This is a genomic window from Bdellovibrio bacteriovorus (genome assembly GCF_001592735.1).
GTDB classification, from domain to species: domain Bacteria; phylum Bdellovibrionota; class Bdellovibrionia; order Bdellovibrionales; family Bdellovibrionaceae; genus Bdellovibrio; species Bdellovibrio bacteriovorus_D.
The window spans coordinates 78,557-103,381 of record NZ_LUKE01000005.1 but is presented as its reverse complement, the minus strand read 5'-3'; the positions used below and the strand labels follow the sequence as shown (position 1 = coordinate 103,381).

Below are 24,825 nucleotides of genomic sequence, written 5' to 3'. Positions count from 1 at the left end.
CTTGAAAAAGACAAAGTGATTCAGTATTTTGAATCACTTTGATTCAAAAATGGTGGACATCGCGCTCCTCTAGCGGGTACATCCTTTTCCATGAAACAGATGGAAAAGATAAGACTTATTTTACTAGAAGAATTTGTGAAGGCTCAGGCTCGAAATCCGAGTTATTCGATGCGCTCTTATTCAAAAAAGATTGGGGTTTCGCAAGCCGCGGTGTCTGAAGTACTTTCGGGCAAACGACCCCTGACGGCAAAGACTGCTCAAAAAATATTAAGCGGCTTAGATAAGTCCCCCGCTGAAATTGCTGGGCTTTTAGAAGCCCAAGAACGCCCCCAAGCTTCTAAGTACAAGTCTCTAGACATGGACACTTTTCATCTAATTTCTGAGTGGCACTATTATGCGATTTTAAGTTTGGCTGAAACAAAAGATTTTAAGGGAACGGCACCTTGGATCGCTGAACGGCTGGGGCTTTCTAAGAAACTCACCGAAGAAGCTTTAGAACGCCTTCTACGCCTAGGGATGCTTGAAAAGTCCAAAGTTACGGGCGAGGTGCGAACCACGGGCGAGCAGTTTGAAGCTATCTCGGAAATTGCGACTCCCGCGCTAAAAAAGGCCAATCGTCAAAATATCGAACTCATCACCGACGCACTGGAAAGTGTCCCGGTCGAACGCCGTGACTTCACGGCGATGACTTTGTGTTTTGATCCAGACCGTTTAAATGATGCAAGAAAAATGATTAAGAATTTTCGCCGTGATTTCACCCGCGTGATGGAGTCCGGCAAAAAAAAAGAAGTATATAAAATATGTATTCAATTATTTCCATTAACAGGCAGGGCAAAATGAAAAAATTATGGATTAGCGCTTTTATGATAATAGCAACAGTTTCGTCACAGGCATCGGCAATGATCGGCAACGATCAGGGCAATGGAGGAGACGCCGTTTTGGTGGGCGAGCGGTCCTATTCGTTTGATCTTTATGAGGCGGGATTAGAAAAAGCGCCCTATTTTCGAAGGGTCGCTTTGAATCCCTATGTTGAAAGTGCGGTCAACCAAGCGCTCGATCCGGCGATTTTTCCGAATAAGATGTTATCGGCAAAATTATCAGAGCTTTACGCGGACGATCCGATCATCACATCCTTTATTGAAATTCAATCATTCAAATTTTAAAACTAGCAAACAAGAAATGATCACGATTGATCATGGGGTGTGGCGGAAAATGGACGATGCTAACAAAGCTGCATTGGTCCTCCATGAGGCTTTTTACGCATTAGTTGTACCTAAAGCCAGCACTTCCGGAGGTCATACTGCGACGCCATTCCGTCAAGAAAGTGTGTTCGCCCGTAAGGCGACAAGCTTTATTTTCTCTCGTGATTTTGAACCAACGATCAAAGGTTGGAGCTGGTTTAAAGATTTAGCTCGTGATGTGGATGCGTTTAATATTCCAGATCAGCTTCTAAGTTTTAAACTTATGGAAAATGCAGCGGGGATGGGGATGGCTGGCGATCACTTTAAGATCACCCTCGTGAAGGAAGAATATGGGTATTTAAGTTATAGTCCTATGACGGCATGGGGTTTTAACGAGGCCAACGTGCGCAGCTTCTGTCAAAAAGTGTCGGCCGAAGCGGGTGCGGGGACTAAACATTATATAACATTTCAACCATTAAAAATTCAGATATCGTCACAGGTTCCTTACGTGGATCCTCAAACGGGCAAACACAGACTTGGACAATACGAAAATAAATGGGCCGGCTTGGCGGTCCCCTCATCGATTATTGTCAATAGCGAGACTTGTGTGAAATATCTTTTAGGTTTTAAGCCGGGTGTACCGCTGGCCCCTTAGGGCCTCCGGACTCCTTTAAATTTTCAGGAATTATTTTCGTGCGCGAAGTTTAGATCCATGAACTTCGCGATACGCGGGCAAAGCTCCTAATGGCGAAGCCTCATAAACGCCTCGTCCTACGGCACGCGCTAAGCAATCTGCAGCGACCAGTCCAATACGATTGACTAAATCAGCGCGGGCCTCAATGTCTTGGCCCCATGTTCCCATGGCCGCAGCAAACACGGTGTCTCCATCAAACGGAGTATGTATGGGGCGAATGGATCTCGTATATCCGTCCTGCGCCATGATCGCGACTCTTTGGGCTTCGGCTTTTGTTAACTTCGCATTCGTTGCCACAAGGCCAATCGTGGTGTTTTCGCCGGCTTGATTTGTGAGACTGTCTAAAGGAGATCCTGTCCAAGCTTCTTGCGGAGAAGAGAAATCAATCGCCGCTGTCGGCAAAGGTTGTCCTCCCATTTCGTTGGACTGCTCAAAGGGCCATGCCCACAAACAAGATTGGCCCGGCATAAGCGGACTTCCCACGCAGTTCACGGCAACAATAGCGCCTACTTGCAAACCATCGCCAGAAATTGACGACGCGGTTCCAAGTCCTCCTTTAAAAGGTCCGGCTTTAGCGCCAAACCCCGCACCCGCATTTCCCAATTTAAAATCTTTAGAGGCAGAATTTAAAGCCGCTCGTCCCAGATCAGCGTAAGGGGATTTATCGCCCCAATTTTTGTTTCCTCCATTGAGCAAATCAAAAAGCACGGCGCTGGGAACGATCGGCGCTTTAGCTGGTCCAATCGGGAAACCAATTCCGCGAGCGGCCAAGGCATCAGTGACGGCGGCCGAAGCCCCCAAGCCAAAAACGGAGCCACCGCTAAGAACAATGGCATCCACGCGATCCACCAGGCAACTTGGGTTTAGGGCATCTGTATCTCTGGTTCCGGGCGCACCGCCACGTACGTCCACTCCGGCGACCGCAGGAGAGTCAAAAAGAATCACCGAGGTTCCGGTCCAAACACTCGAGTCCTCAGCTTGCCCCACGCGAATGGAGTCGACGTCCGTAATGCTGTTGCGAGGGCCGGGGCGAAAATTGTGTGTCATGCGATATCCTTCCGTTGACGTACCTGTTCGACAAGCAAATAGAAATGATAGCGTTTTAATTTTGCGATCATCAAGCAAAGATCCGGGCAAATTCGGAAATTCGATTGCCAGATTTTTATTAATTCAGTAGTTCTAAAAGGGAGATGGCAGAAAAGTTGTTAAAAACATTTGTTCAGCGCAAACGAAAAACTGTGGATCCTTGTCCTGTCTGCTTCCTGCATCGCGAACGGTGTATTTGCGCCTTTATTCCGAAATTAGACCTTAAGACGCGTTTAAGTTTAATCATTCACGCCAAAGAATTAAAACGCACGACAAACACGGGCCGCTTAGCGACGCAAGCGCTGATTAATTCCGAAATTCATGTGCGAGGGAAAACGACCGAGCGCTTGGATTTAAGTTCATTGCTTATGCCTGAATATGAAACCTATGTTTTATTTCCTGCCGATGAGGCATTGGATTTGGAAACTATTAAACCACAAAAACCGATTCAGTTGATCGTGACCGACGGAAACTGGCGCCAAGCAAGCAAACTCAACACGCGTCATCCAGAGTTAAATCATGTGCCTCGCGTGAAAATCAGTGGCGCAAACACCGCCCAACATCACTTGCGCAAAGAACATTTCAGCGAAGGCATGGCAACCCTTGAGGCCATTGCTTTGGCTTTTGGAATCATCGAAGGCAAAGAAGTCGGGGATGTCTTGAGAGAACTGTACAATAAAAAACTGCAGGCGACCTTAAAAGGCCGCGGTATTTTGTCTTAGTTTCGCGACTAAAGATCTTTTAAATTAAAATTGAAAAAGCGTTATCAACCGATAGCGCTTTTTTTTCTGCAGTTGTACAAATTGGGGCCTTGTTTTTAGTCAGAAAAGACCATCAAACCATCATTAATGGCAAAATGTTTTTGTAGAGACTAGGAGGTCTTATGAAGTCACTTATCTGTGCATTAGTTCTAGCAGCGACATCGACATCATTTGCGTGGGAAGGCGAGCAGCACCCAGGATTAGTTCCAAATAGCGGCTCTTCCTCTTCAACTTACACTCCCAGCGACAGTTCATTATTGTCTGACGTAAATACGCGCACGACGACCATCAATACGAAATATGGTACGTCCATGACGGCGGATGAAATTAAAGCCGCGGCCCAAGAACGACGTGCGGCCCGCGATGCGGAACAAGAGCGTGGCGGACCGGGAAGTTCTACACAGCCTGCGGATGTGTACTAACTTCTAAATAACTTCAAAAAGGCACCTTCGGGTGCTTTTTTGATTTTTTCACCACCGCATCGGTTCTGCGCCGAGTTAGAAAAGAGCCGATGACAACGAGGACGGAATCCATTAATCCCCCTTTATGAAAAAGCTTCTTGTTTTCCCTTTAATTGTTTTTTTGCCTTTGTCCACATTTGCGGCAAGTTTGCGCTGCGCTAGCAATCTGACGAATAAATCCACCTCTCTTGAAGTGACAGAGCTTGTGGAAGAGGTGAAAAGCTTTCGTCAAGACACGCGCGTCACTCGTCAAATTCCTCAGACGGATTTTACTTACGCCGTCACAACTGGATTGACCAGAGACTTAATGGATGATCCCGATGAACCGACTTACATGGGCCGTCCGACGTTAATCAGTCTTGTGATTTTTAATAAATCTAAAAGCCAGGTCGCGCGATTTGATAGTCCTTTGTTCACCCCCGTGACGGCGATCAATTTGACTGTCGGGTCTGAAGAAGAAGGAAACGCTTTTCGCATTCACGTGGTCTGCCAGCTTTTCCCTTAAGGTCTGAATTCGGCTCGTATTAAGTCATTCACAGTAAATCCCGTTGCCTGAATTCAATCAATTAAGGTATATTGGGTCCTAGATAACCCGGGTATAAGTTCATAATTCGGTTGAACGTCTCTACCAACTACCGCCAATAGTTGCCTACCTATCTTGAGGGAGTGTCCCTCAAAAACAGATGGTAGAAGTGTATGTATCAAGCAGGTTCCAATCAAACGAGTCGATCCCCTAAATTGCTTTCGGGCATTTTGATGATTCTTATTGGGTCATCAAGTTACGGGATGCTTTCGACCTTCGTAAAACTTGCTTACAAACATGGTCACACCACCGCTGAAGTCACCGTCGCGCAATTCGGATGGGGAGTACTTATTCTTACTTTGCTTGCGATGTTTTTTTCTAAGAACGCGCCTAAGCCTTCCAAGTCTGAATATATCCAGCTAGTGGCCGCGGGGACGACATTAGGTTTTACAAGTGTGCTTTATTATTTAAGCGTGCAGTATATCGCGGCCTCGGTGGCGGTGGTGCTTTTGATGCAGTCAATTTGGTTGGGTGTTTTGTTTGAAAGCATTATTAAGAAAACTTGGCCCAGCCTTGATAAAATTATCGCCGTCGTCTTAGTTCTATTTGGAACCGTGCTGGCGACAAATGCACTAGATGCCTCGGCCGGTCATCTTGATATACGTGGTTTTTTCTTCGGGATGTTAGCGGCGATTTCATTTAGTGGGACGATGGCGGCAACTGGCAGCATTGCTTCGCATTTGCCTCCGATTAAGCGCAGTCAGATCATGCTTTATGGTGGTGCATTGGTCGTTCTGATTTTTGCGATCGTCACCCAAATTGCACCTTATTATTGGGGCGTTAAGATCTTAAGTCCGGAATTTACCAGCAGCAAAAGTTTTGATTTTAGTATTTTTCTTACTTACGGTTTGTTTGTGGCGATCTTCGGGACCGTGTTGCCCCCGATCATGTTGAACAAAGGTTTCCCGATCACGGGTGTTGGATTGGGAAGTATTATTTCTTCAATCGAACTTCCATTTGCGATGATGATCGCATTTATTTTGCTAGGCGAACACATTGGCCCCGCGCAACTTGTGGGGGTGGCTATCATTATTATTTCGGTTTTCATTTTAAATTACCGAATGGTTTTAAACGAAACCCAGGCATAGCACGGTAATTTCATCGGCTAAAATCTAAGAAAATTCCGAATTTTTAGCGAACGCTTTGTTCAGCGGCAGATCTGTTTAGAAACAGGCCCTTATGGCTAGAAAATAAATCCAGATGCTTTGATAATGTTCCTAGGAGGTGCCCATGGCTACAAATAAACCATCCGGAGACAATCATCGTAACGGCGCTGTCAGAAAACGCTCCCAAGTCGAACATGATGATTCGAACCAATACACCAAACGCAATAAAGAAAATGGTCAATTCATCGACAATAAAGGCGAGACCAAATTTAAAGGCGTCAGAAAAGAGAAGTGATTTATGAAATCAAAAAAAGAATTAGATCAAGTTCAGGAAAATTCTTTAAACTCTAATCCGGCGGGACGTTCTGCCGATCGTGAGCTGGGTGATAAGGGTGGAAAAAATCAAAACGCCAAAGATCATCAGCAAGTTTTAATCGATAAAAAAAGAACCCCTGTTCAAGGACCTTAAAATGAAAAAAGATCCGCGATCATCCCAGGCTGATGACGTAAAACAAGAACAGGCGATCAAAAATCCTCAAGGCCGTGTGAATTCCGGCCCGGGAACGGGAAGATCTACGAGCAAGATCTCTACAAAAACTCCGCCGGCATCCAGTCGGTAATTTATTAAGGAGATATTATGCAATCATCCCCAGCTAAAAGCACACCGACCACTCATTATAAAGGCTCGTCACCGGATTCAAAACTTCTAGAGATCGTGCGGAACTTTGATGTTCCGGTTGAAGATCTTTTTAAAGCTTTTACCACGGCAGAAGCGGTGAAGGTGTGGTGGTGGCCCAAAGATCTGTACACCGATCATGTGGAAATTAAATTTGAAGAGGGTGGAAAGTACTTTTTCAACATGAAGGGTTATCATCAAGGTGGCGGCGGTATGACGGGAAGTTTTGAAGAAATCATTCCTAATAAGCGCATCGTGATGACTGACTATTTTTCCGACGATAAAGGAAATCCCATTTCGGCCAGAGAAGCTAAAATGCCCGGGCATTGGCCTGAGGTGATTTATATTACCTTTGATTTCGCTTCTTTGGGGTCGAACGGCAGTCGATTTAAACTTTCGCAGCAAGGGATTCCTAACGAGCTGCAAAAAGATTGTGTTCAGGGTTGGTCTCAGTCCTTTGATAAGTTAGAAAAGTATCTGGAAGATCGCCAACACTAGTACCAGCGATTTCAGAATAGGGATTATGAAAAAGAAAATGACATTGGTCTTTCTGGTGGATGATCAGAGAGACCTTGTTCTTTTAGGGGTTAAGAAAACCGGCTTTGGCCAAGGCAAAATGCTAGGCATTGGTGGCAAGGTGGATGCTGGCGAAACGGTCATTGAGGCCGCCTGTCGCGAGGTGCTTGAAGAAATTCATGTCACTATAGATCCAAAGAATTTGTACGAGGGCGGACGCGTAGAGTTTATCTTTCCTGAATCTTCCGGCTGGCATCACGACGTTTACATATTCACCTGCACCCATTGGCAGGGCACGCCCACCGAAACGGCGGAGATCAAACCCCAGTGGGTGGCGAAATCACAAATTCCATTTGAAAAGATGTGGGATGATGCCAAGTACTGGCTGCCTAAAATTTTAAAGAACGAGCCCGTGAACGCTAAAATATTTTATGGCGAGGATTTAAAAACCGTAAGTTCGGTTGAGTGGTTAAAGACTTAAAGCGCCGGCATCCGCAAGGGTTTGCAAACTTTTAAGATCTGCTTGGGCCGTTTTACCTTTTAAAAACTCACCGACCACAAAAGCTTTGCGGTCATTAAGGGCCTGCACAAGTTTTAATAGTGGAAAAGAATTACTTTCTACCAAAACTCCACCGAAACTAAAATAATAAGTATTTTTCTTGATCACACCTTGTTGCCACAAGATCAGGGACCTATCGCTACGCAGTTTTATTTTAGATTTATAGGACAGTTTCAAGCGGACCCCGGGGACGGTTTTAAATCCTTGTAGCGAAATATGCTTCATCCAAGACTTTAAAAAGGCCTCTTGCAGCTCTTCGGAAGTTAAGTTTTGTAAGGTTCTCAGTGAGTCTTGATAAGCCTGCGGCAGCTCACTCACTTCACCGGATTTGTTGTGCAAGCTTTTAAATTTTGTTGTCGGAAGATCGCCTTTGGCTCCCAGCTTGGTGCTTAAAATATCTTTTAAGGAGTCGGTGAACATTTCTTTGTGGGGCTGGTTGACCCAAACGCCTAAGCTCCATGTCGCACTGAAAGACCCATCGGATTCAGCAATATGCCATGCGGATGAAGGCCAATAGACCATATCGCCGGGGCCGGCTTTGATCACCACGGAATCTTTTTTGTATTTGTCGTATTTAAACGCGCGATCTAAGGCGGGATGCTTTTCGCCGTAACCCGCGGGCCATAAACGGAAGTTCTTAGTTCCAACAACCGGGAAGCTGAATACTCCGCAAGAATCGACGTGAACTCCAAACGGAGTTTGGCGGTAGTTGCCTAAATAAAGGCCCATCTCTGAAAAACGATTGGGGAATCCCACGTGGCGATAAAGCTCGTCGGTGAAGTCGGTGAGCAGGTGTTGTTTTTTTAAGTTCACTTGCAAAAGTTCATCACAAACCAGGCAATAATCTGAAAACTCTGCTTCCATGCGCTGGTGATAGCCTAAAAGGGACTTGTCTGATTTTTCTGGAAGGACTTGCAAGACGTCTTCGGGGCCGGCCTTAAAGCCATCAATGTAAAACTTAAACCCTTCAGGGTCATTAAGCTTGCGGCAGCGGTCGCTGTAAAGGACTAAAAGATCAAAGATTTCCGCAGCACTCATCTCTAACAAACCGGATTTGACGTTCTTAAGCGCTAGGGCCTGTTTTTCCCAAATATTCTTCGCAAAGTGCTTCCAAAATTTTTGATCTAAGGCCACGGATTTCATAGGCGTGAAGAGTCGTTTAGAATGATTTTAGAGTCAAGGCGGGCTTGTAAATTTACCAACCGGGCGAAGGGAGCTCTAGAACCCCTTGTGGCCCCTGTAAAATTAGCTTAAAACTTCCCATCCTTCGGAGAAATCTTAATGAATCCAGCGGCCGTTATATTTGAAGAACCTGTTCACACCCTAGAGCTTAAAAGGGATGTGACAAAGCACCTTAAACAAGGCCACCGCTGGATTTTTGCGAACTGCTTTGATGAGGGTCGTTCCGTCAAGTCCGGCATTCACCTTTTAAGTTATAAAGGCGAAACCTTAGCCTTAGGGATCTGGCAAAACGACACCCAGTTGCGCTTTCGCGTCTTGGTTTTAGCCGATGAGCCGATTTTTAGAAAAAACAATATCAAGCGGACGTTGGAACTTTATTTTGAAAGCCAGTGGCGTAAGGCCGTGGAAATTCGTCGCACTTTTGATCTGGCGGTCACCAATTCTTTCCGTTTAATAAACGGAGAAGGCGACGGGCTACCAGGCTTGATCGTGGATGTTTATAACGACACCGCCGTAATTAAGCATGACCACGCCATTATGGAAAGAACCTGGCATGCGCCAGCGATTGCCGAGAAAATTCAGGCCGCTTTCCCGGCAGTGAAGTGTGTGTACCTAAAGCGTCGTAATGATGCTGATGAAAAAGGAACCAATATCGTCGGCACTCTGCGCCCGGAAGTACAGTTCCTTGAAAATGGCGTTCTGTTTGCCTCGAACATTCGTGATGCTGCAAAAACCGGTTTTTTCCTAGATCAGCGCGACAACCGCAAGATGATCCAGCACTTTGCTAAAGATAAAACCGTTTTAAATCTTTTTAGCTACACCGGCGGCTTTTCTATTTTTGCCGCTAAAGGTGGCGCGAAAGAGGTGACGAGCGTCGATATCGCGAAGGTCGCCATCCAAGCCGTTGAAAGAAACTTTGAAATCAACGGTCTTAAAACAGTTCACCACGATGTCGCGACCGATGCCTTTGCGTATTTAGAGCAATTAAACACCGAAAAGAAAAAGTATGATTTGGTCATTACCGATCCCCCTAGCTTTGCCCCCAACGAAAAATCGGTAGAGCAAGCCAAGGCGGCTTATGCCAAGGTCTTTTCTAATTCAATCAAGCTTGTGAATAACGAGGGCCTTTTTGCGGCGAGTTCTTGTTCCAGCCACATCTCGACCAAAGAGTTTATGGAAATCTGCCAGGAAGCCTTTTCACGTGCGCGTAAAAAGGGGACATTGGTGTATATGGGCGGGCAGCCGGTGGATCATCCGTATCCTTTGGCTATGGAAGAGCTAAGGTATTTAAAATTTGCGCTGTTCCGTTTGGATTAATTTAAAAAGGTTTATGATGGAAACTATCGCCAGTCTTCGCCAAGAAATTGACCAGGTTCACAAAGAGATGCATGCGCTCCTTTTGCGCCGTCGTGATTTAACGATGGCGATCTGGAAAATCAAACAACAAGAAGGTCAGCCTTTTTTCAATGCCGAACGTGAAGCACAGATCGTGAAGGATTTTGTGGCCTTAGGAGTAAACCAACAGGCGGACCCTGAGTTTGAGGCTCTGCTTAAAGGGGTTATGAATTCTGTTTTAAGAGAGTATGAGACCTATTTAAAGTCGAAATTTAAGTAAGATTGCCGGTTAAAAACCGACAACAAAGTTCCAAACGGCCTGAAGACCCACGATCCCTGCACACATCGTCACAAACGCCATAGAAGCTGGTTTTGAAAGTCTTTGCCGATGAAGATAAAATCCACCGCACAGTACAAGTAAAGACACTTCCAGGGTGAAATCCCAAGCCGGATGCGCGTACCAGTTCGATGAATCATGCGAAATATAAGGAAGGTCTAAAGGCAAATGTAAAACCATTGCCAGGATTGCCAAAAGAAATACTTTTCTGGAAACTCGCAACAAAGCTCTACATAGCATCACAATCAAAACACAAGCTAACAGTCCAAGGTCCGCGTGAAAATTTAGAGAAACTCCGACACGGTTTAATGACAGCATCAAAATATCAGGAAGTGCGGAAGAAAGGGCGATTAACGTCAATGCACCCTTTTCCTTGGTAAATGAGGCGTTCCCAATGGCGATCGCATAATGGCCGATGAACATCAGGCTTTATCCCTGAAATAGAAGTCAAAGACGACGATGAGGGCTATGGGCGCGATGACGCCTACCAAAAGGACCGTCATCGATTACACCCGAAGTTCCTTTTTGCGGCTTTGATATTCTTTTTCGCGTTGGAAGTGGCTTTCAGAAAGTCCGTAACTTTCAACATTGCCCAAATCCTTGATCAACGAATCCAAATTCTTTTTGCCACTGATAAAGTCCAAATGCGCTTGAATCTTCGTGATAAGTTCAGCGCCACGCTCTTTTAAAGCCTCGTAGCGAATATACCCAAGACCGAATGATTCCCATTCCTTAACGTAACGAGCCGCAGACTGCGATGTTCCATTGTACATGGTGTTACGGCATTCTTGATCTGGCTTAATTTGGTGCCAGTTGCCGAATTGGTCTTTTAATTTCACATCATGCTTTTCGCATGGTTTACCGCAATCCTTAAAACTAGAACCTTTGCTTAGGAATGCTGCGAACACGCAATGTTCCATATGGAAGCTTGGCATGTATTGGTAGGCGGTGACCTCAAAACGGTCCGCCTGACCGGCTTGAATCAATTCGCTGACTTGTAGGTGATTAAGGTCATAACCCAAACACAACGTGGAAATGCCTTTATTTAACAGGTATTCCGCCGTCAAATGATTGGCCACGTTTAAGCTAAAGTCGCCAAGGATTTGGCCCTGATAGTTGTTCGCTTGCAAATACTGAACGGCCCCTAAGTTGCGGGCTAAAATCGCATCAGGGTTAAGGCTCGCAAGATGTTTGATATTGCGCTGTTCAAGGGGTTTTAAAATACGCGTTGTCGCCACACCCACTTTAAGGCCGACGGCTCTTAAGACATTTAAACTTGGTCCAAAATCTAAACCGAATTCAAAGTCTAAGATGGCTAGATTGATTCCCGAAGCGGACAGCTCGCCTGTTTTAACGGCGTTAGCCACGTCTTCAGCTTGTCCCTTATCGCGCAGTAAAAGATTTAATTTAAGGCCTGCTGTGGCGTTTTTAGAAACCTTTTTGCTCGCAATCCAGCTCATGACTTCGTCTTGCGGCGGGATGACGGGGGCCGCGCCATTTTGAATGCGCAAGTCCGCCAATTCTTTGACAAGTTTCTGGCGCAATTCTTTAACTTGGCGGTTTGGTAAGAACAGCGGCGTTGAAGAATCAATCACGCATTCAAAACCTTCACCACGGAAAGGGCTTCCCATCAAAGCAAAAAGCTCTTCTTTAAGGTCTTCGCTGTTTAAGCCGCGATTTTTAGCCGCTTCGCAAATATTTTCAGAAACGGCGGTCACCGTGTAGGTTCCATCGGTGTATTGAACTTTTAAGGGCTGTCCTAAAGAGGCTTCCGCGCGAATAAAGACCGGCAGACGTTTTTTTCTTTGCTTATCTTCAACGCTTAAAGCGACGTCTTTTTTAAGATCTTTATCGTGATTGTAAAACACGCGTGCGCCCAAGTAGATGCCATCCATTGAGATATCGCGAGAGAATTCCAATTCAAATTTGCGGGCTGAAAGGTTTTTAACCGCAAAAACAAATCCGCCTTTTTCTGCACTTTGACCTTGGTGATCTTTGAAAACCCAAAGGATCCCGTCGCCAGGTTTAATGAAGTCAGCCTTTAAGCCTTGCAAGAAAGTCAGGTCACTGAGTTCGACTTCTAACGAGTTGGTATTCACGCGAGTGATTTTACCAAACTCAAAACCGCGATGGGCACTATAGGTGCCTTCGACCAGTTCTTGGTGATTTACACCGTGGAACCAGCCACTGTAAAACCCGCGAGAAAAGGCGGTGGCCATTTGTTTTTTCAGGGTGACCGGACTGCCCAGGGGCTGACCCGTTTGCGCTGAGGTGATGGCTTCATCAAAGCTGCGGGCCGCAGTGGCAACGTATTCAGGGGTTTTAAGACGGCCTTCGACTTTAAAACAATCCACACCAGCTTCTAAAAGTTTTGGGACTTCGTTGATACCGCACAAGTCTTGCGGGGACACCAAGAAAGACTTCCCTTGAAGGTCTTTCTTTTCGCCATCGACATGCATTTCGTAAGTGAAGCGGCAGCTTTGCGCGCATTGACCACGATTGGCGGATCTGCCGCCGATACCTTCTGAAGTAAAGCATTGGCCTGAATAGCTAACGCACAATGCACCATGAACAAAAACTTCGATTTCTTTTGTGGTGTTTTTCTTAATACTTTGAATTTCGCTGATCGAGTTTTCGCGGGCTAAAACAAAGCGTTGGATGCCCAAGTCATCAAGCCATGAGATGGCTTCGGCATTGGTGATGCTCATTTGGGTGGAGGCATGCACGCGTTGGTTCGGAGCCATTTGACGAATCAAACGCACCAAGCCCAAATCTTGAACGATGAAGGCGTCAGGTTTCAGTGGTAAGATTTTTTCTAAAACTTCTACGGCTCCTTGGAACTCGTTTTGGAAGATGAGGATGTTAAAAGCTAAATTTACTTTCACACCGTGAAGATGGCAGGTGTCGATGATGTCTTTGACTTCTTCGATTTGGAAATCGTGGCTGCGTCCGCGGGCATTGAACCCTGGAACCCCCATAAAAATGGCATCGGCCCCATTGTGAATGGCGGCTAAGGCCATGTCCTTGGTACCTACGGGAAGAAGCAGTTCGGGGCGCTTTAAATCTTTGATTTCCATGGGCTGTAATTAGCCAGTCGCGGGGTAAATTCGCAAGGGGAATTTAGAGCTGGGGGATATATAGAAAAAATCACCAAAAAAACGTCATTTTCCTAACGCATTTCGCGCTTTAAGCCTTGGATAATTTCATCCAATTTGCCTAAAAATCGTGAGCGGTCCTTTTTATCCATGGGGGCTGGGCCCCCGCGCATTTCGCCCATATGGCGCAGGTTCTGCATAAGTTCGCGATGGGCGACTGCGGACCCGATACTGTCTTCGGTGAATTCGATGCCCTTAGACCCTAAAACCCGGGCTTTCAATTTTACACATCTTTCGGCCAACAGGATGTCGGCCGTGATGACGATATCCCCGGCTTGGACGTTTTCGACAATCCAATCATCGGCCGCATCAAACCCTTTATCCGCGACGACCATTTCAAGGCGCGGACTTGCGGGGATATTCAAATATTGGTTGGCGACAACAAAGACTTTCAGTTGATAGCGTTCGGCCACCTTGTAGGTTTCATCTTTTACGGGGCAGCCATCAGCATCAATGTAAATATTCAGCATTAAACCCTTAATTACGGAGTCAAGCTTGTCATTACGCGAGCCAGTTCGCGATTCGTGGCTTGTCCATCTTCGGAGGTGGCTTTCCAAAACACGGTGAAGTCGCCAGATCCGTACTTAGCTTGCAACGCTTTACTGTCTAAGTAAATCATTGGCGCAGGATAGCTCATTTTAATTAAAACGATTTTAGACCCCCTATTCAGGGGGTCTTGCTTCGGAAGTTTGCCAAGGGGAGTCTTCTTAAGTAAGCTAGAGGGTATGAAAAATCTTATTTCATTTCTTATGGTTACTCTTTTATTTTCGGCGGTTTTGGCCGAAGCTCAAGTCATCAACCGTCAAGTTCCGGTGAAGGAAACCAATCCACAAATTTTGCAGATGCGGGGACCTCATCAGGTTTATTGGTCTAAGAAAAAATCCAAAAACATTTTGCTTATCAGTTTTGGTGGGACAGGCAGTCTGCCGTCAGATCTAAAAGCTTATGCGGAACATGCGGCAGGCTTGGGCTTTGATGTCGTCACCATGGATTATGATAACAGTGTGATTTCCACAACGTGTAAGGACTCTAAAGACTTACAATGTTTTGATCATTTTCGCGAAGAAATTGCGACCGGTGATGATGTCAGCAGCATCGTAAAAGTAGATAAAATCAACTCGCTTGAATCGCGTATTTTAGAGCTTTTAAAATTTTTGGCTAAATCAGATGCGAAGCGCTGGGCTGGTTACATTTCCAATAAAGGTGTGAATTGGAATAAGGTGATTTTCTCGGGCCACTCGCAAGGGGCCGGGCACGCGGCTTATTTGGCAAAGCTTCATCCGGCTAGGGGAGTGGTGATGCTAGCTGGCCCTCAAGACCGCTTTGCAGATGGTCGACCGGTGGGGTGGTTGGCGCTGAAGTCTGAAACTCCGCGTGCGAAATATTTCAGTCTTTTACACGAAAAAGATTTTTTCGGCAGTGAATACCAAGTCGCGGCGATGAAGATTTTGGTTCAGCCCGATAAGCACGAAGATCACATTATCATGCGTGATGACCCGGTTCAGGACGCGCATATGTCGGTGATTTCAAGCCGGTTTGCTGAACCTTGGACGGTCCTGTTGATGAAGGCCGCTCGCTAAGGTCTTGTTCCGCAAGTCCCCGCGTGTGGGGTTTTTTGGAACAAGTCGAGGTGTCTATTAAAAAATAAATGCAGCTCAAGTGGGCTGCATTTTTGCTTCAGAGATAGGCATGGAGGTTGTCCATGATCTATTCGACGAAGGTCCAAGCAGTTTCCCGTGCTTACAAACAGGTCGCAGCGATTGAAAGAGCAAAACCTGTCATAAACTCGGGATTAGATACTCAATCTCAGCATCAGCACTTTGCTCAAGGTGACTCTAAGAAAAGCTTTTCCCAAATTTTGAAAGAAAGAATGGGAAACTAGTGATCTAGCTTCTTGCGGCTTTTAAAGTATTCTTTGGTCGCGATATAAAGAGTTTTCTGCAAGGTCGAAATGACCTGTCCGTCTTCATCCACCCAGTTTGTGGTGCGCACCAACTCAAATTTTCCCTCTGCCTTTGCGCGGGCTTTAATGTCCTCGATTTCTTGGTCGGCGTATTCGATCGTGGCGGTGATTTTTCCACGGCCGGGTTTTTTAAATTGAATGCTTCCAGCTTTATCTAAGACGACATATTCAGGACCGATGATTTTTAAAAGTAAGACCATGTGAAAAGGATCTAGGGCCGCAAACTGACTTCCGCCGAAGATGGTGCCGACATAATTATAAGTCCACATATTCAGTTTTAAACGAACGACGGCTTTTTTATAATCGGCGCTTAGAAAAGTGATCTTGCCCCCGGTGCCGAAAAACATGGGGTACATATTCATTAGAACGCGAAATGACCAACTTTTAAAATTCTCTTTTTGCATGAATATCCTCGGAGATACAGAGATCTTAAGGATAGACGATTTTTCCGTGAGGTCAAATAACAGTCTTGATCTGCTCAACAGAGCTTGATAATTCCTTCAAAAATTTAACGAGACTTCGGCTCACATATTGCGAAGATGAGTTCACAAGGACCCAATAGAAAGGACTTTATGAAACATTTAGTAATTGTTATCGCGATGGCTTTATCTTCAACTGCTTTTGCCAATGATCCGGCTGCGGGTCATGACACTCATGGCACGATGAACACGACAGATACGACAACGCCGCAAAATCCAGCGGACAAAAATGCAGGCAAAATGAAAAAGCACAAAGGCTCTAAGGGCAAAGATCACCCAAAAGTGAGTCAGCCAGGAACCTCTGATACAAAAGATACAGGAACACATCAATAGAGTTTACGGGGCTTCGCTATTTGCGAAGCCCCAGTTTCTTAAGTTGTGCTTTTTGATATCCACCGACAAGACCTTCATACAAACTGCGAATCAATGGATCTTCCAAAGGGTCAGAGTCTTTGGGGTTCGTGACACGAACATAAATGGACGTTAACGACTCACCATCCTCTAAAGCATTATAAATTTTCACTTCAGGAATTTCCGTAATCCACGTGGGTGATATGGACGTGGACGCAATTGTTACCTGATTCCTATAAACTTCGTAAAAATAATGTTTGGCTTCTCCGTAATGATCGTAGGTCGTTAAGCGCCAGATTTTTTTATTTTGAAAATAAGATTCTTCGAATGCTGAAAGTTGCGGATAACGGCTTATCAGCGCGTTTGTGCAAAAATCGTGAACCCGGTTTTTTTGTTTTTCATCTAGAGAGGGCAGTCTCTGCGCGATATCGGCGATGCTTTGCGGCGGTAATTCCGGCTTAAATTCATAGTCAATCTCTTGATCGCCGACGGGTTTAATCCAAGGAAGACGGTCAGAGTATTTGATGTCACTATCAGTCAGCAATAAAGATTTTCCCGGATTCAGTCTTAACACCTTTGCTTGCGGCAAAATTTCCTGAACTTGTTTTTCGAATTGGGCATAGGTGATCGGGAAAAAAGCATGATTGTACCACGACCAATCTTCAAACCGAAACTGACACGCACTGGGAATGACCGCCTTGGGTTTAAGTTCTTGCAGCTGTTCAATAAGTTCGATGGGAAGTTTTAAAGTTTCAGGTGTCACGGGCTCTGCGGAAGCAGGGGCTAAGACTTCAATTTCGCGCATGGTTTGCATGGGCCACATCACAAGATCCCATGTGGTTTGCCGTAAACGATCCATGGTGCGTGGCCCGATCCATGAATCCACAACATTCAAAATATTTCTGCCTTCCACTTTGATGTGATAAATGGAGTCAACATCGGCATCCAAAGCTTCAAGGGGCATTATTTCAAAAGGGCCTAAATGAATCGGGCGTAAAAGTTCCACGGCATGGACGTCTTTAAAGCCCAGATCTTTTATCAATTCAATAAGCTCTTCAAAAATTGAAAAAATATAAATCGGCGTTTCGCGTTTTAGAAGATTTAAGCTTTCTAAAGAAAAGTGATCATCGTGGTAGTGAGAAATAAAAACGGCATCGAAATTTAAATCTTTGACAGCCGCAAGATCAAATTCTATCGAAGGAAAGGCATAGCAGTTTCGGCTAAACGGGTTTTCAAATAGGGGATCAAAGGCAATTTTAAAATCATTGCATTCAAAAAGATAACCCGCATGCAGAATCCGCGAAATTTGAACCGACATGTTGGTGGTGTACATTGATTTGCAAAATTCTGCAACACGCAGTATGTTCGATCTATGCCACATATTCGAATGAGAGCCTTAAAAAAAGAACACGTGCAAAATTTGAGCGAAATCTTAGTTAAAGATTTAGCAAAGACCATTGGGACGGCAGAAGACAACTTCACCTTTGAATGGATTGGTTCTGAATTCTTTTCTGGTGGTAAAGCGACACCATCGTATCCCTTTGTAGAGGTTTTGTGGTTTGCTCGATCTCAAGAAGTCCAAGATCAAACGGCAGCGTTGATCACGCAAAAAGTGAAGACGGAGACCCAGGCCCAAGATGTGGTTGTGGTCTTTCAAACCTTAGATAAAGCGGCTTACTATGAAAATGGTGAGCATTTCTAAAATAGTCCCAGCCCATAGTCCAGGTCCATTAAGAACTGATAAAGTCGATCGGCAGAAATTCCGATATTTTCTCTATGGTACAAGCTTGGGTCATAGTTGGATTAGCATTAGCGGCAATCGCCGTTTCAACCTTAGGGGCGGCATTTTCAGTTGTCGGCCTGGGTAAGCTATTTACTGGTGCTATCGTAGCGGTGTGGCTGATGGCGAGTGCCTTAGAATTTGCCAAGTTTGTGGTTGCCGCCTATCTTCATCAAGTCTGGAATCGTATTCACATCGTATTTAAAGCTTATTTAGTGGCCTGCGTGGTCATCTTAAGTGGAATTACCAGCATGGGTGTTTTTGGTTTTTTGTCGGATGCCTACCTTGCGTCTTCGTCCACTCTTGAAGCTGAAAATATCAAGCTCGCAAAATTGCAAAACGAACAGTTGCACAATAATCAGGAAGCCGATCGTATCACACGCGGGGTGGACGAAATCCCGGATACACGTATCTCTAAAAAATTGGCGGCTCGAAAAGAAGCCGAACCAATGATTCGCGAATTGAAAGATAAAAATGCGCAAATCGAAGGCGAAATCGAACAAGCTAAATTGAACATCATTAAGGTCAAAGAAAAAGTCGGTCCGCTGATTTACATTGCTAAAGCCTTTAACATGAACATCGACGATGTAGTGAAGTATCTGATCATGGTCTTTGTCGTGGTGTTTGACCCTTTGGCGATCTGTTTGGTTATTGCTTTCAGTGATGCCATCAAAAAACGTCGTGCCGGTGGCGCAGAGGAAGAAGTCATTGTTGAATCCGCTTCTGATGAGCCCACTTTAAGAATGCGTTTCGCCGAAGAGGGCGAAGTTCCCGCAACGGATGATAAAAAAGAGGCGATCTAATGGGCAGCCGAATGAAGTGGCTCGATGATGAGCGCTACATTCGTATCGCCGGGGCTTTACTGCTAGCGTCTCCATTTTTTAATTTCTTTTTAAGTGTGGCCTCAAACCCCCATATTCCCGATAAATGGTCACCGACTCAGTTATGGGCCATCTTTATGGCGGCGACCACCGTGCAGTGGATTTTGCGCATTTCTAAAATTGTCGTCGGCTATTTGATGTTTCGCGGGAAAAGTTCTGCCTGGGTTCCAGTCCTTGCGATCTTAGGTGTAACGATATTCTTAAATCTTTATACTTTCAAAAAAGACATCCAATTCAGTGTTGTGCAAGCGGTGCTGGGATTGGTTGTAAATATCATTCTTTTTTCCATCGTCTTCCGTGCGGAATTCCGGTTGAACCAAGAAGTGGAACGTAAGCTTAAAGCCGTGCGAGCGGCTAAAGCAGCATCCGTAGACAGTGCTCCCAGGACGGTAAAGCTGACGGCCATTGCGACAAAAAAAATCGAACAAAGATCAGAGACAAACAAAGCGACCGTTGTTCCAATTACGAAGAAACCGGTGCGCAAAGGGCGCAAGGTCAAAGACTTTGTTATTGCCCGGGGCACGGTGGTGGAGTTTGAAGGCTTTGGTCATTTTGCGAAAGTCATAAAATGCCATGGCGACGAAATTTGGTTGCAAGGAACAGGCGAGCTTCCGAAAGACTTGCAAAGCCGTTCACTGATCCTAGATTCGATTGATCGCAAAAAAAGTGTGCGTTTAAAATTCAATCGTACCCAAGACGAACAGTATCTTGTCTTTAAAATTGCCTAATGAGATCCCTGGCTTTGACATATCTGACTGACCTTAAAAACTTGCTTCCAAATAGCGGGATAAGCCATGGCCGAAGAAAGACGCCAATAGATTTTATTTTTGTCTTGAAGATTTAACTTACAAAAACCGGTATCGACATAGCAGCCAACGTGGGTGTCTAGCGCTTCTTCCCGCATCTGATCGCAAGTAAGTCCCGCGGATGCTAGATGCTGGGATCTTTTTTGTAAACAAAGACGCGAATCCTGGAGCCATTTTTGAGAAGCTGGCGAAAAATCAGATTCATGAAACAAAAACTTCTGACAGTAATAAAGGCCTAACTTTTTCCAATAACCGCTGTCTCCGCACTGAGTTTTTTGCTCCATGCAAGAATAGAATTCGCAAGACGTCGAACTTACCGCACAAAGTTTACCATAGGAGTGGGTAGGCAGGATAAAGAGAATTAAAGAAAGAAAAGCCAGCTTCATAGGTTCAGTAAAACCTGATTTAAACTGACCTGTCAGCGAAGGACGTAAAATTACAAGACTAAACTTTAAAGCCGCGTTCTTGGAAGGCGCTTAGGACTTCTGCTGGGCCACCGTCAAAAAGATTTCCGTGTCCAACCGCAATTTTGGTGAAATCTTCTTCTAAAAGCTGTTGAGCGGAAACTTTAAAGGCCTCTTTATCTTTAATAAAAATTTTAAATAGCCGACTCATGGCAAAGTGGTTGTAGGTGCCAAATAAATGCGTAAAAAGCCACGCTCCAAAGCCTTTAGGTTTACCCATATTGAAAAACAGATCTTGCACGATCAGCAATTTTGATTTTTTATGAACAAACGCACATTCGCTGTTGCGGGGCAGGCCTTTAAGTTCAATCAGTTTGAGTTCATTTTGGTAAGGCCACGTCTTTTCATCTAAAAATCCGTTCCACGGAATTTCAGGCTTTACTAAATTCACACCTTGAGGGCCCCATACTCGCGCCTGCGGGAAAACATCGCGTGCTTGTTGAATGCCACCACAATGAAGCATGCAAGGGGCCACGATATCCGTCACCGCACCGGCTTTTTTTAAATCTTCTTTAGTGAGCTTAGACCCTGGGGAAATCATGACCTTGGCATTGCTTAAAGTGATGACCGTCGTCCGTACTGGTAAATCCATCATTGGCATTCTGATTTTACATTCAAGAAATTGCACGTCGGTCATGATTACTCCTTAGATGAATTTTAAGTCTGCAATATCGAAAAGCCTTCCCAGGCTACGCCGATATCATCCCACTTAAATTTGTTTTTATCTTCCCATTTTTTGATCTCTTCAAAATAAATGTCACGATGTAAAGTTTGAAGAATGGCCGACGCCTTCGTGAAGCCGGCAAAAGCCACCGCATGCGGAAGACAAAATGAAGTGGGGGCTTTGTCTAAGATCAGCTGCACCACCTTGGGTGGAGCGATCTGGCAAAGCTCTTGATAGTCCGCAAGATCCTCTTTGGCGACTTTTTTGTTTGCTCTAAAAAGATCCCGACGAAGTCTATTGCAACGTTCGGCTTCCCATCCGGTGTAATAAGTTAAAATACGTAGGATGTCTTCATGATACAAAACCATGCCGAAGTTGGGCTTTAAATATTCTTGCAGTTCAGGTGCTAAACACTCGTGCTTAAATGGATTTATTTTGGCGGCACGATATTGATTTAAGTGATCTATCATTTCTGGTGAATACGGACGCCACACGGCGGTGATGTTAATCACATCTCGGAACGAATGGATTTTCTGAGAACGAACATAGTTCTTCAAGGCTTCGGATCCGGCATGACCGGGAAGACTTTTATCCAACATTTCAATCATGGCTCCTGGAGAAATATCGAAATCAAATATTTTTTCTAGATCTCCGGTGCGGAAAGGTTTTAAAACGATGTCCGAATCTGAATCATAAGAATTGTAATCAATCGGGGTTCCTAATCTTGCGTCGACATTGTTCATGATATCTAAGAACGGCATCTTGAAAGCTTCGATTTTTCCGTATTTTAAGACGCGATTGGTCTCTTTACAGAAGTCGACAAACTCTTGGCCTCTTTCAAACTCGACATCAATATGCACCTCGGGGGCTTGAGTCAAAAGACGTTCTGGAAAAAATCCTTCATGCTGGGTTGGATCCAAGGGGTTCGCCCCTAAGGCGTGTAAGACCAAGCTTGAGGGCGCACCACCGCGGACGGGGCCTAATCTTAAATTTCGTTCTTTGGCAAAATCCAAGCAGCGTTTTAAGGCTCGTAAAAAATCTTGCTGTTCTTCGGTGGCATAGGTGCGATCGCGCTTTAAATATTGCAGATGCTTTTCGCTAACGATCCCGTGCTTTTCTTTAAGTTTGGTTAAAATCTCTTCGTGAATAGCGTCCATGTACTGTTTCCTTTCAGTATCGTTGATGGATTCTCTTGAATCCACTTTAAGTGATACGGAAAGAAGGTCTTTCAGTTTGGAGCGACGCTCGCGAAGCGTCGCAATCTCGGTATCAACTTCTTCTAATTTTTTACGCAGGTTTTGCACAAATAAATTCGGAGAAACTTGAATGATGTCTTTGATTTCATCCAGGCTGAAACCCAACCCTTGCAGATTTCGAATTTTTTCCACCTTGTCGACAAGGACAGCGTCGTAATACCGATAGTTGTTTTCGCCACGCGATCCGGACTCTATCAAGCCAATAGACTCATAGTAACGAATCGTGCGTGGTGAAACTTGGGCTAGTTGGGCAAAACGACCAATTGAAAGCATACAAAGGAATCCTTTCCGTTAAATCAACCATAGGGTTTGACGTAACGGCAAGGTCAATGGGGGTGTTTTGGCTAACGCAGAGGTCCACTAGTAATCAAAGCCCTAGATCTAGGGAGTTAGCGTTTTTTAGTCTTCTTTTTAACGGTCGCGTTGGGTTTGGCTTTGGACTTGGCTTTTTCGGCCTCGCGGACCGCTTTGGTGAACTCACGCGCCTGCTGTTTTTCGTCCTCAGTGATCATGTTGAATTCTTTATTGGTCAAAGCCCCAATCAAGGCATAACCGTAAATGGCATGCAGATTCTTTTTATTTACGGCCGCAAGTTTTAATAAAGTCTTTTTCCAACCTAAAGCAAAAAACTGCTTCGGAGTTTTAATGCCGGCTTGATGAAATGATTTTTCGGCCGTGGCCCCAAGATTTTTTAAGTCTGAAATTTTGGTCGCTTTTGCTAAGACGTCTTCGGCAGGTTCATCGGAAAACATGCGCGGACGACGGGTATCCATTTTAACGGAAATTCCATCGTCGATAGACTTAGACTTTTTGGTGGAATTTTTTTTGCCCTTCGGTTTTGGAATGCTTCCCCAAAAAGAATTTGGACGAAAAACGCGCGTGATCACTTCTTCGACCAAATCATCAAAATTTTCGGTATGCAAAGGCAGATACAGCCATTTAGGCAAAATAGGGTGCGGAACCAGAAACGGGCATTGCTGCAAAGCTTTTTCTTGCAGCTCGTGATCCACCGGGAACATGCAGCCATTCCACAGATCAAAGTTATAAGTTTTTTTCTTGTAAGTACGGCTGCCGCCTTCACTTTCAAAAATCAAAAGCACGATCTTGTCGTCGACGTAATAGCCAAAGCCGCCGAACATCCCGCGACGGCGGTATCCGCCTTCGGGCAATAGGTTTTCAATCCACTTAAGTTCTTGGGGTTCTTTGGCCATGAGTCAACTTACTGTCAAATCTTTCGATTTTGCAGCAAAATTTCAATCTTTGACGCCTTTTTTTGAATCGTGTTTGCCCTTGGCAACACTCTTTGCCAAGCTAGCAAAGGAGGCCTTATGTACGCCGTTTTAATTGCTCTTTTTTTTGGAATCTTGGCCGGACTTATTGATATCTTGCCGATGATTAAAAATAAAAACATCCCCCGTGTTTCCATAGCGTCGCTGTTTGCGCAGTGGGTGTTTATTGGTCTTTTAATTCCATTTGTGTCTTGGGATATGGCGCCGTGGTTTAAAGGGGCGGTTATCGGATTTCTGGGTATGATTCCCACAATGATTGTAACCTCACAGCGAAATCCGAAAGCGACATTACCAACGGCGATCTGCGGTTTGCTTTTAGGTGCTGCTATCGGCACGGCAAACTATTTTGTCAGCGGGCCGATGATTTTATAATTCCGGGCGAGGAGTGGGGACTGGGATAAGTCCTGGGTAGGCCGTGTAACGGCGAACCATTTCAGCTTCTTCTGCAGTCGCTTTGCGATAGACAAAGCTGTTTTTACTTTCAGAAAATCCAAGCTTGCGCATGATGTTGGCTGAAACATAAGGTTCGACAAAGCCGGTGAAGAAGTCAAAGCGATGAGGACCCTTGATGGCCGCTCCCTTATCACGAATAACTAAATATCCATGATGAGTGGATCCATCAGGCATTGCCACGCCGACTAAGCGAGGCACAAAAATCACATCGCCTAATTTATGAAAATCTAAATCAGCAGCGACAGAGTAATGCGGATCTAAGCAGACATTGCGCACGCCATAGCCGTAAGGGCATTTTGAAGTATTCACTTCGCCCCAACGCGGTAATTGGTCAACGCCTCGACGAACATAGTTAAAGGATCGCAAGCGCCCCCATTCGTCAGCCACGTAACAAGCGCCTTGCATCAAGCAGTTGGCGTGATCTTTCGGGCACAAGACGGTCAGGACTTTATCTTCGATATCTTTAAGCTCAACCATTGGAGTTCCGGCACATTGGGCGGGATCCGCACTTAATACGGGCTTATAATAAATGGTCGGACTTAAGAATAATATGTCGTCAGGTTTTGGCAGAGGACGAACCACCACCGGGGGCATTGTTGGCGCAGGAAGTGTCTGTTCTGCTTCGGCCATTGTAAAGACAGGGAGCAATAGTAAACAGAATAATAACTTCATCATTTGACCCCCTCTCTTTTGAAATTCAATACCCGAACCCCCTTACAGGATTCAATTCCATAAGGGGAGTTTAAAAAGCTTACACGCGAAGATCACCCCGGAACTCGAGGTTTTGAGTATTTACAAGCGGACTGT

34 protein-coding genes are annotated in these 24,825 nt (G+C 45.1%); 21 read left to right on the top strand and 13 right to left on the bottom strand.

Annotation, left to right across the window (positions count from 1 at the left end):
* Window positions 1-99 precede the first annotated feature (99 nt).
* The 3 genes from AZI86_RS16635 to AZI86_RS16625 are packed head-to-tail and all read left to right on the top strand — an operon-like array spanning window position 100 to window position 1,836.
* Window positions 100-840 carry a TIGR02147 family protein gene (locus AZI86_RS16635; RefSeq protein WP_216635927.1) on the top strand — a complete coding sequence of 247 codons (741 nt, stop codon included), beginning with the start codon at window positions 100-102 and terminating at the stop codon, window positions 838-840.
* Window positions 837-1,163 (top strand): hypothetical protein, encoded by a 327-nt coding sequence (locus tag AZI86_RS16630; RefSeq protein WP_061836420.1) that lies wholly within the window; start codon window positions 837-839, stop codon window positions 1,161-1,163. The genes AZI86_RS16635 and AZI86_RS16630 overlap by 4 nt, the downstream gene beginning before the upstream one ends.
* Window positions 1,164-1,179: 16 nt before the next feature.
* Window positions 1,180-1,836, top strand: coding sequence for a hypothetical protein (locus AZI86_RS16625; protein WP_157684745.1), 657 nt, complete (start codon window positions 1,180-1,182; stop codon window positions 1,834-1,836).
* A 30-nt stretch (window positions 1,837-1,866) separates the two neighbouring features.
* On the opposite strand, the gene AZI86_RS16620 is transcribed toward AZI86_RS16625, so the two are convergent.
* Window positions 1,867-2,922: a P1 family peptidase gene (locus AZI86_RS16620; protein WP_061836418.1), complete on the bottom strand. Its 1,056-nt coding sequence runs from the start codon at window positions 2,920-2,922 to the stop codon at window positions 1,867-1,869.
* A gap of 143 nt (window positions 2,923-3,065) precedes the next feature.
* On the opposite strand from AZI86_RS16620, the gene AZI86_RS16615 reads away from it, so the two are divergent.
* The 9 genes from AZI86_RS16615 to AZI86_RS16590 all read left to right on the top strand — a co-directional run bounded on the left by AZI86_RS16615 (window position 3,066) and on the right by AZI86_RS16590 (window position 7,545).
* Window positions 3,066-3,683, top strand: a complete 618-nt coding sequence (locus AZI86_RS16615; protein WP_061836417.1) for a tRNA-uridine aminocarboxypropyltransferase — start codon at window positions 3,066-3,068, stop codon at window positions 3,681-3,683.
* A 161-nt stretch (window positions 3,684-3,844) separates the two neighbouring features.
* On the top strand, window positions 3,845-4,144 hold the full coding sequence (locus tag AZI86_RS16610) for a hypothetical protein (protein WP_061836416.1): 300 nt from the start codon (window positions 3,845-3,847) through the stop codon (window positions 4,142-4,144).
* 124 nt (window positions 4,145-4,268) lie between these two features.
* Window positions 4,269-4,688, top strand: a complete 420-nt coding sequence (locus AZI86_RS16605) for a hypothetical protein (protein WP_061836415.1) — start codon at window positions 4,269-4,271, stop codon at window positions 4,686-4,688.
* 251 nt (window positions 4,689-4,939) lie between these two features.
* Window positions 4,940-5,854 carry an EamA family transporter gene (locus AZI86_RS16600; protein ID WP_253715997.1) on the top strand — a complete coding sequence of 305 codons (915 nt, stop codon included), beginning with the start codon at window positions 4,940-4,942 and terminating at the stop codon, window positions 5,852-5,854.
* Window positions 5,855-5,996: 142 nt separating this feature from the next.
* Complete coding sequence (locus tag AZI86_RS19335) at window positions 5,997-6,167, top strand: hypothetical protein (protein ID WP_096000918.1); 171 nt, start codon at window positions 5,997-5,999, stop codon at window positions 6,165-6,167.
* Between the two features lie 3 nt (window positions 6,168-6,170).
* Entirely contained in the window at window positions 6,171-6,341 is a 171-nt protein-coding gene (locus AZI86_RS19285; protein WP_157684744.1) for a hypothetical protein, read from the top strand.
* A gap of 1 nt (window position 6,342) precedes the next feature.
* Complete coding sequence (locus tag AZI86_RS19280) at window positions 6,343-6,492, top strand: hypothetical protein (protein WP_157684743.1); 150 nt, start codon at window positions 6,343-6,345, stop codon at window positions 6,490-6,492.
* 17 nt (window positions 6,493-6,509) lie between these two features.
* The gene (locus AZI86_RS16595) at window positions 6,510-7,046 is read left to right on the top strand and encodes an SRPBCC family protein (protein ID WP_061836413.1); all 537 of its coding nucleotides are present in this window, start codon (window positions 6,510-6,512) and stop codon (window positions 7,044-7,046) included.
* A gap of 25 nt (window positions 7,047-7,071) precedes the next feature.
* Window positions 7,072-7,545, top strand: coding sequence for an 8-oxo-dGTP diphosphatase (locus AZI86_RS16590; protein ID WP_061836412.1), 474 nt, complete (start codon window positions 7,072-7,074; stop codon window positions 7,543-7,545).
* Here AZI86_RS16590 and AZI86_RS16585 read toward each other — a convergent pair.
* Window positions 7,534-8,766, bottom strand: a complete 1,233-nt coding sequence (locus tag AZI86_RS16585) for a JmjC domain-containing protein (RefSeq protein ID WP_061836411.1) — start codon at window positions 8,764-8,766, stop codon at window positions 7,534-7,536. The genes AZI86_RS16590 and AZI86_RS16585 overlap by 12 nt on opposite strands.
* A gap of 138 nt (window positions 8,767-8,904) precedes the next feature.
* Here AZI86_RS16585 and AZI86_RS16580 point away from each other — a divergent pair, with 138 nt between their 5' ends.
* On the top strand, window positions 8,905-10,122 hold the full coding sequence (locus AZI86_RS16580) for a class I SAM-dependent rRNA methyltransferase (protein WP_061836410.1): 1,218 nt from the start codon (window positions 8,905-8,907) through the stop codon (window positions 10,120-10,122).
* 13 nt (window positions 10,123-10,135) lie between these two features.
* Window positions 10,136-10,420 (top strand): chorismate mutase, encoded by a 285-nt coding sequence (locus AZI86_RS16575; RefSeq protein ID WP_253715996.1) that lies wholly within the window; start codon window positions 10,136-10,138, stop codon window positions 10,418-10,420.
* Window positions 10,421-10,429: 9 nt separating this feature from the next.
* On the opposite strand, the gene AZI86_RS16570 is transcribed toward AZI86_RS16575, so the two are convergent.
* From AZI86_RS16570 to AZI86_RS19275, 4 genes are all read right to left on the bottom strand, one after another.
* Window positions 10,430-10,900 (bottom strand): hypothetical protein, encoded by a 471-nt coding sequence (locus tag AZI86_RS16570; RefSeq protein WP_061836408.1) that lies wholly within the window; start codon window positions 10,898-10,900, stop codon window positions 10,430-10,432.
* An 83-nt stretch (window positions 10,901-10,983) separates the two neighbouring features.
* Window positions 10,984-13,554 (bottom strand): U32 family peptidase, encoded by a 2,571-nt coding sequence (locus AZI86_RS16565; protein WP_061836407.1) that lies wholly within the window; start codon window positions 13,552-13,554, stop codon window positions 10,984-10,986.
* A 92-nt stretch (window positions 13,555-13,646) separates the two neighbouring features.
* Complete coding sequence (locus AZI86_RS16560) at window positions 13,647-14,102, bottom strand: YaiI/YqxD family protein (protein ID WP_061836406.1); 456 nt, start codon at window positions 14,100-14,102, stop codon at window positions 13,647-13,649.
* A gap of 11 nt (window positions 14,103-14,113) precedes the next feature.
* The gene (locus AZI86_RS19275) at window positions 14,114-14,251 is read right to left on the bottom strand and encodes a hypothetical protein (protein ID WP_157684742.1); all 138 of its coding nucleotides are present in this window, start codon (window positions 14,249-14,251) and stop codon (window positions 14,114-14,116) included.
* A 106-nt stretch (window positions 14,252-14,357) separates the two neighbouring features.
* Between AZI86_RS19275 and AZI86_RS16555 the strand changes: the two genes are divergently transcribed.
* Complete coding sequence (locus AZI86_RS16555) at window positions 14,358-15,212, top strand: BPSS1187 family protein (RefSeq protein WP_061836405.1); 855 nt, start codon at window positions 14,358-14,360, stop codon at window positions 15,210-15,212.
* A gap of 122 nt (window positions 15,213-15,334) precedes the next feature.
* Window positions 15,335-15,514 carry a hypothetical protein gene (locus AZI86_RS16550; protein WP_061836404.1) on the top strand — a complete coding sequence of 60 codons (180 nt, stop codon included), beginning with the start codon at window positions 15,335-15,337 and terminating at the stop codon, window positions 15,512-15,514.
* On the opposite strand, the gene AZI86_RS16545 is transcribed toward AZI86_RS16550, so the two are convergent.
* Window positions 15,511-15,999 carry a DUF4442 domain-containing protein gene (locus AZI86_RS16545; RefSeq protein WP_061836403.1) on the bottom strand — a complete coding sequence of 163 codons (489 nt, stop codon included), beginning with the start codon at window positions 15,997-15,999 and terminating at the stop codon, window positions 15,511-15,513. The two genes, AZI86_RS16550 and AZI86_RS16545, sit on opposite strands and share 4 nt — an antisense overlap.
* 168 nt (window positions 16,000-16,167) lie before the next feature.
* On the opposite strand from AZI86_RS16545, the gene AZI86_RS16540 reads away from it, so the two are divergent.
* The gene (locus AZI86_RS16540) at window positions 16,168-16,407 is read left to right on the top strand and encodes a hypothetical protein (protein WP_061836402.1); all 240 of its coding nucleotides are present in this window, start codon (window positions 16,168-16,170) and stop codon (window positions 16,405-16,407) included.
* A 16-nt stretch (window positions 16,408-16,423) separates the two neighbouring features.
* On the opposite strand, the gene AZI86_RS16535 is transcribed toward AZI86_RS16540, so the two are convergent.
* Window positions 16,424-17,743 carry an MBL fold metallo-hydrolase gene (locus AZI86_RS16535; RefSeq protein ID WP_081111978.1) on the bottom strand — a complete coding sequence of 440 codons (1,320 nt, stop codon included), beginning with the start codon at window positions 17,741-17,743 and terminating at the stop codon, window positions 16,424-16,426.
* 54 nt (window positions 17,744-17,797) lie between these two features.
* Between AZI86_RS16535 and AZI86_RS16530 the strand changes: the two genes are divergently transcribed.
* From AZI86_RS16530 to AZI86_RS16520, 3 genes are all read left to right on the top strand, one after another.
* Window positions 17,798-18,127, top strand: a complete 330-nt coding sequence (locus AZI86_RS16530; RefSeq protein WP_253715995.1) for a DUF1904 domain-containing protein — start codon at window positions 17,798-17,800, stop codon at window positions 18,125-18,127.
* 74 nt (window positions 18,128-18,201) lie between these two features.
* The gene (locus AZI86_RS16525) at window positions 18,202-19,008 is read left to right on the top strand and encodes a hypothetical protein (RefSeq protein ID WP_061836399.1); all 807 of its coding nucleotides are present in this window, start codon (window positions 18,202-18,204) and stop codon (window positions 19,006-19,008) included.
* Window positions 19,009-19,019: 11 nt separating this feature from the next.
* Window positions 19,020-19,814 (top strand): hypothetical protein, encoded by a 795-nt coding sequence (locus tag AZI86_RS16520; RefSeq protein ID WP_157684741.1) that lies wholly within the window; start codon window positions 19,020-19,022, stop codon window positions 19,812-19,814.
* Here the strand turns inward: AZI86_RS16520 and AZI86_RS16515 are convergent.
* The 4 genes from AZI86_RS16515 to AZI86_RS16500 form a co-directional block, all read right to left on the bottom strand.
* On the bottom strand, window positions 19,811-20,278 hold the full coding sequence (locus AZI86_RS16515; protein ID WP_061836397.1) for a hypothetical protein: 468 nt from the start codon (window positions 20,276-20,278) through the stop codon (window positions 19,811-19,813). The two genes, AZI86_RS16520 and AZI86_RS16515, sit on opposite strands and share 4 nt — an antisense overlap.
* 58 nt (window positions 20,279-20,336) lie before the next feature.
* Entirely contained in the window at window positions 20,337-20,993 is a 657-nt protein-coding gene (locus AZI86_RS16510; protein WP_061836396.1) for a hypothetical protein, read from the bottom strand.
* Between the two features lie 20 nt (window positions 20,994-21,013).
* Window positions 21,014-22,549: a MerR family transcriptional regulator gene (locus AZI86_RS16505; protein ID WP_061836395.1), complete on the bottom strand. Its 1,536-nt coding sequence runs from the start codon at window positions 22,547-22,549 to the stop codon at window positions 21,014-21,016.
* A gap of 116 nt (window positions 22,550-22,665) precedes the next feature.
* Window positions 22,666-23,487 carry a TfoX/Sxy family DNA transformation protein gene (locus tag AZI86_RS16500; RefSeq protein ID WP_061836394.1) on the bottom strand — a complete coding sequence of 274 codons (822 nt, stop codon included), beginning with the start codon at window positions 23,485-23,487 and terminating at the stop codon, window positions 22,666-22,668.
* 117 nt (window positions 23,488-23,604) lie between these two features.
* On the opposite strand from AZI86_RS16500, the gene AZI86_RS16495 reads away from it, so the two are divergent.
* Window positions 23,605-23,937, top strand: coding sequence for a hypothetical protein (locus AZI86_RS16495; protein ID WP_061836393.1), 333 nt, complete (start codon window positions 23,605-23,607; stop codon window positions 23,935-23,937).
* On the opposite strand, the gene AZI86_RS16490 is transcribed toward AZI86_RS16495, so the two are convergent.
* Window positions 23,932-24,693, bottom strand: coding sequence for a 3D domain-containing protein (locus AZI86_RS16490; protein WP_061836392.1), 762 nt, complete (start codon window positions 24,691-24,693; stop codon window positions 23,932-23,934). The two genes, AZI86_RS16495 and AZI86_RS16490, sit on opposite strands and share 6 nt — an antisense overlap.
* Window positions 24,694-24,825 lie beyond the last annotated feature (132 nt).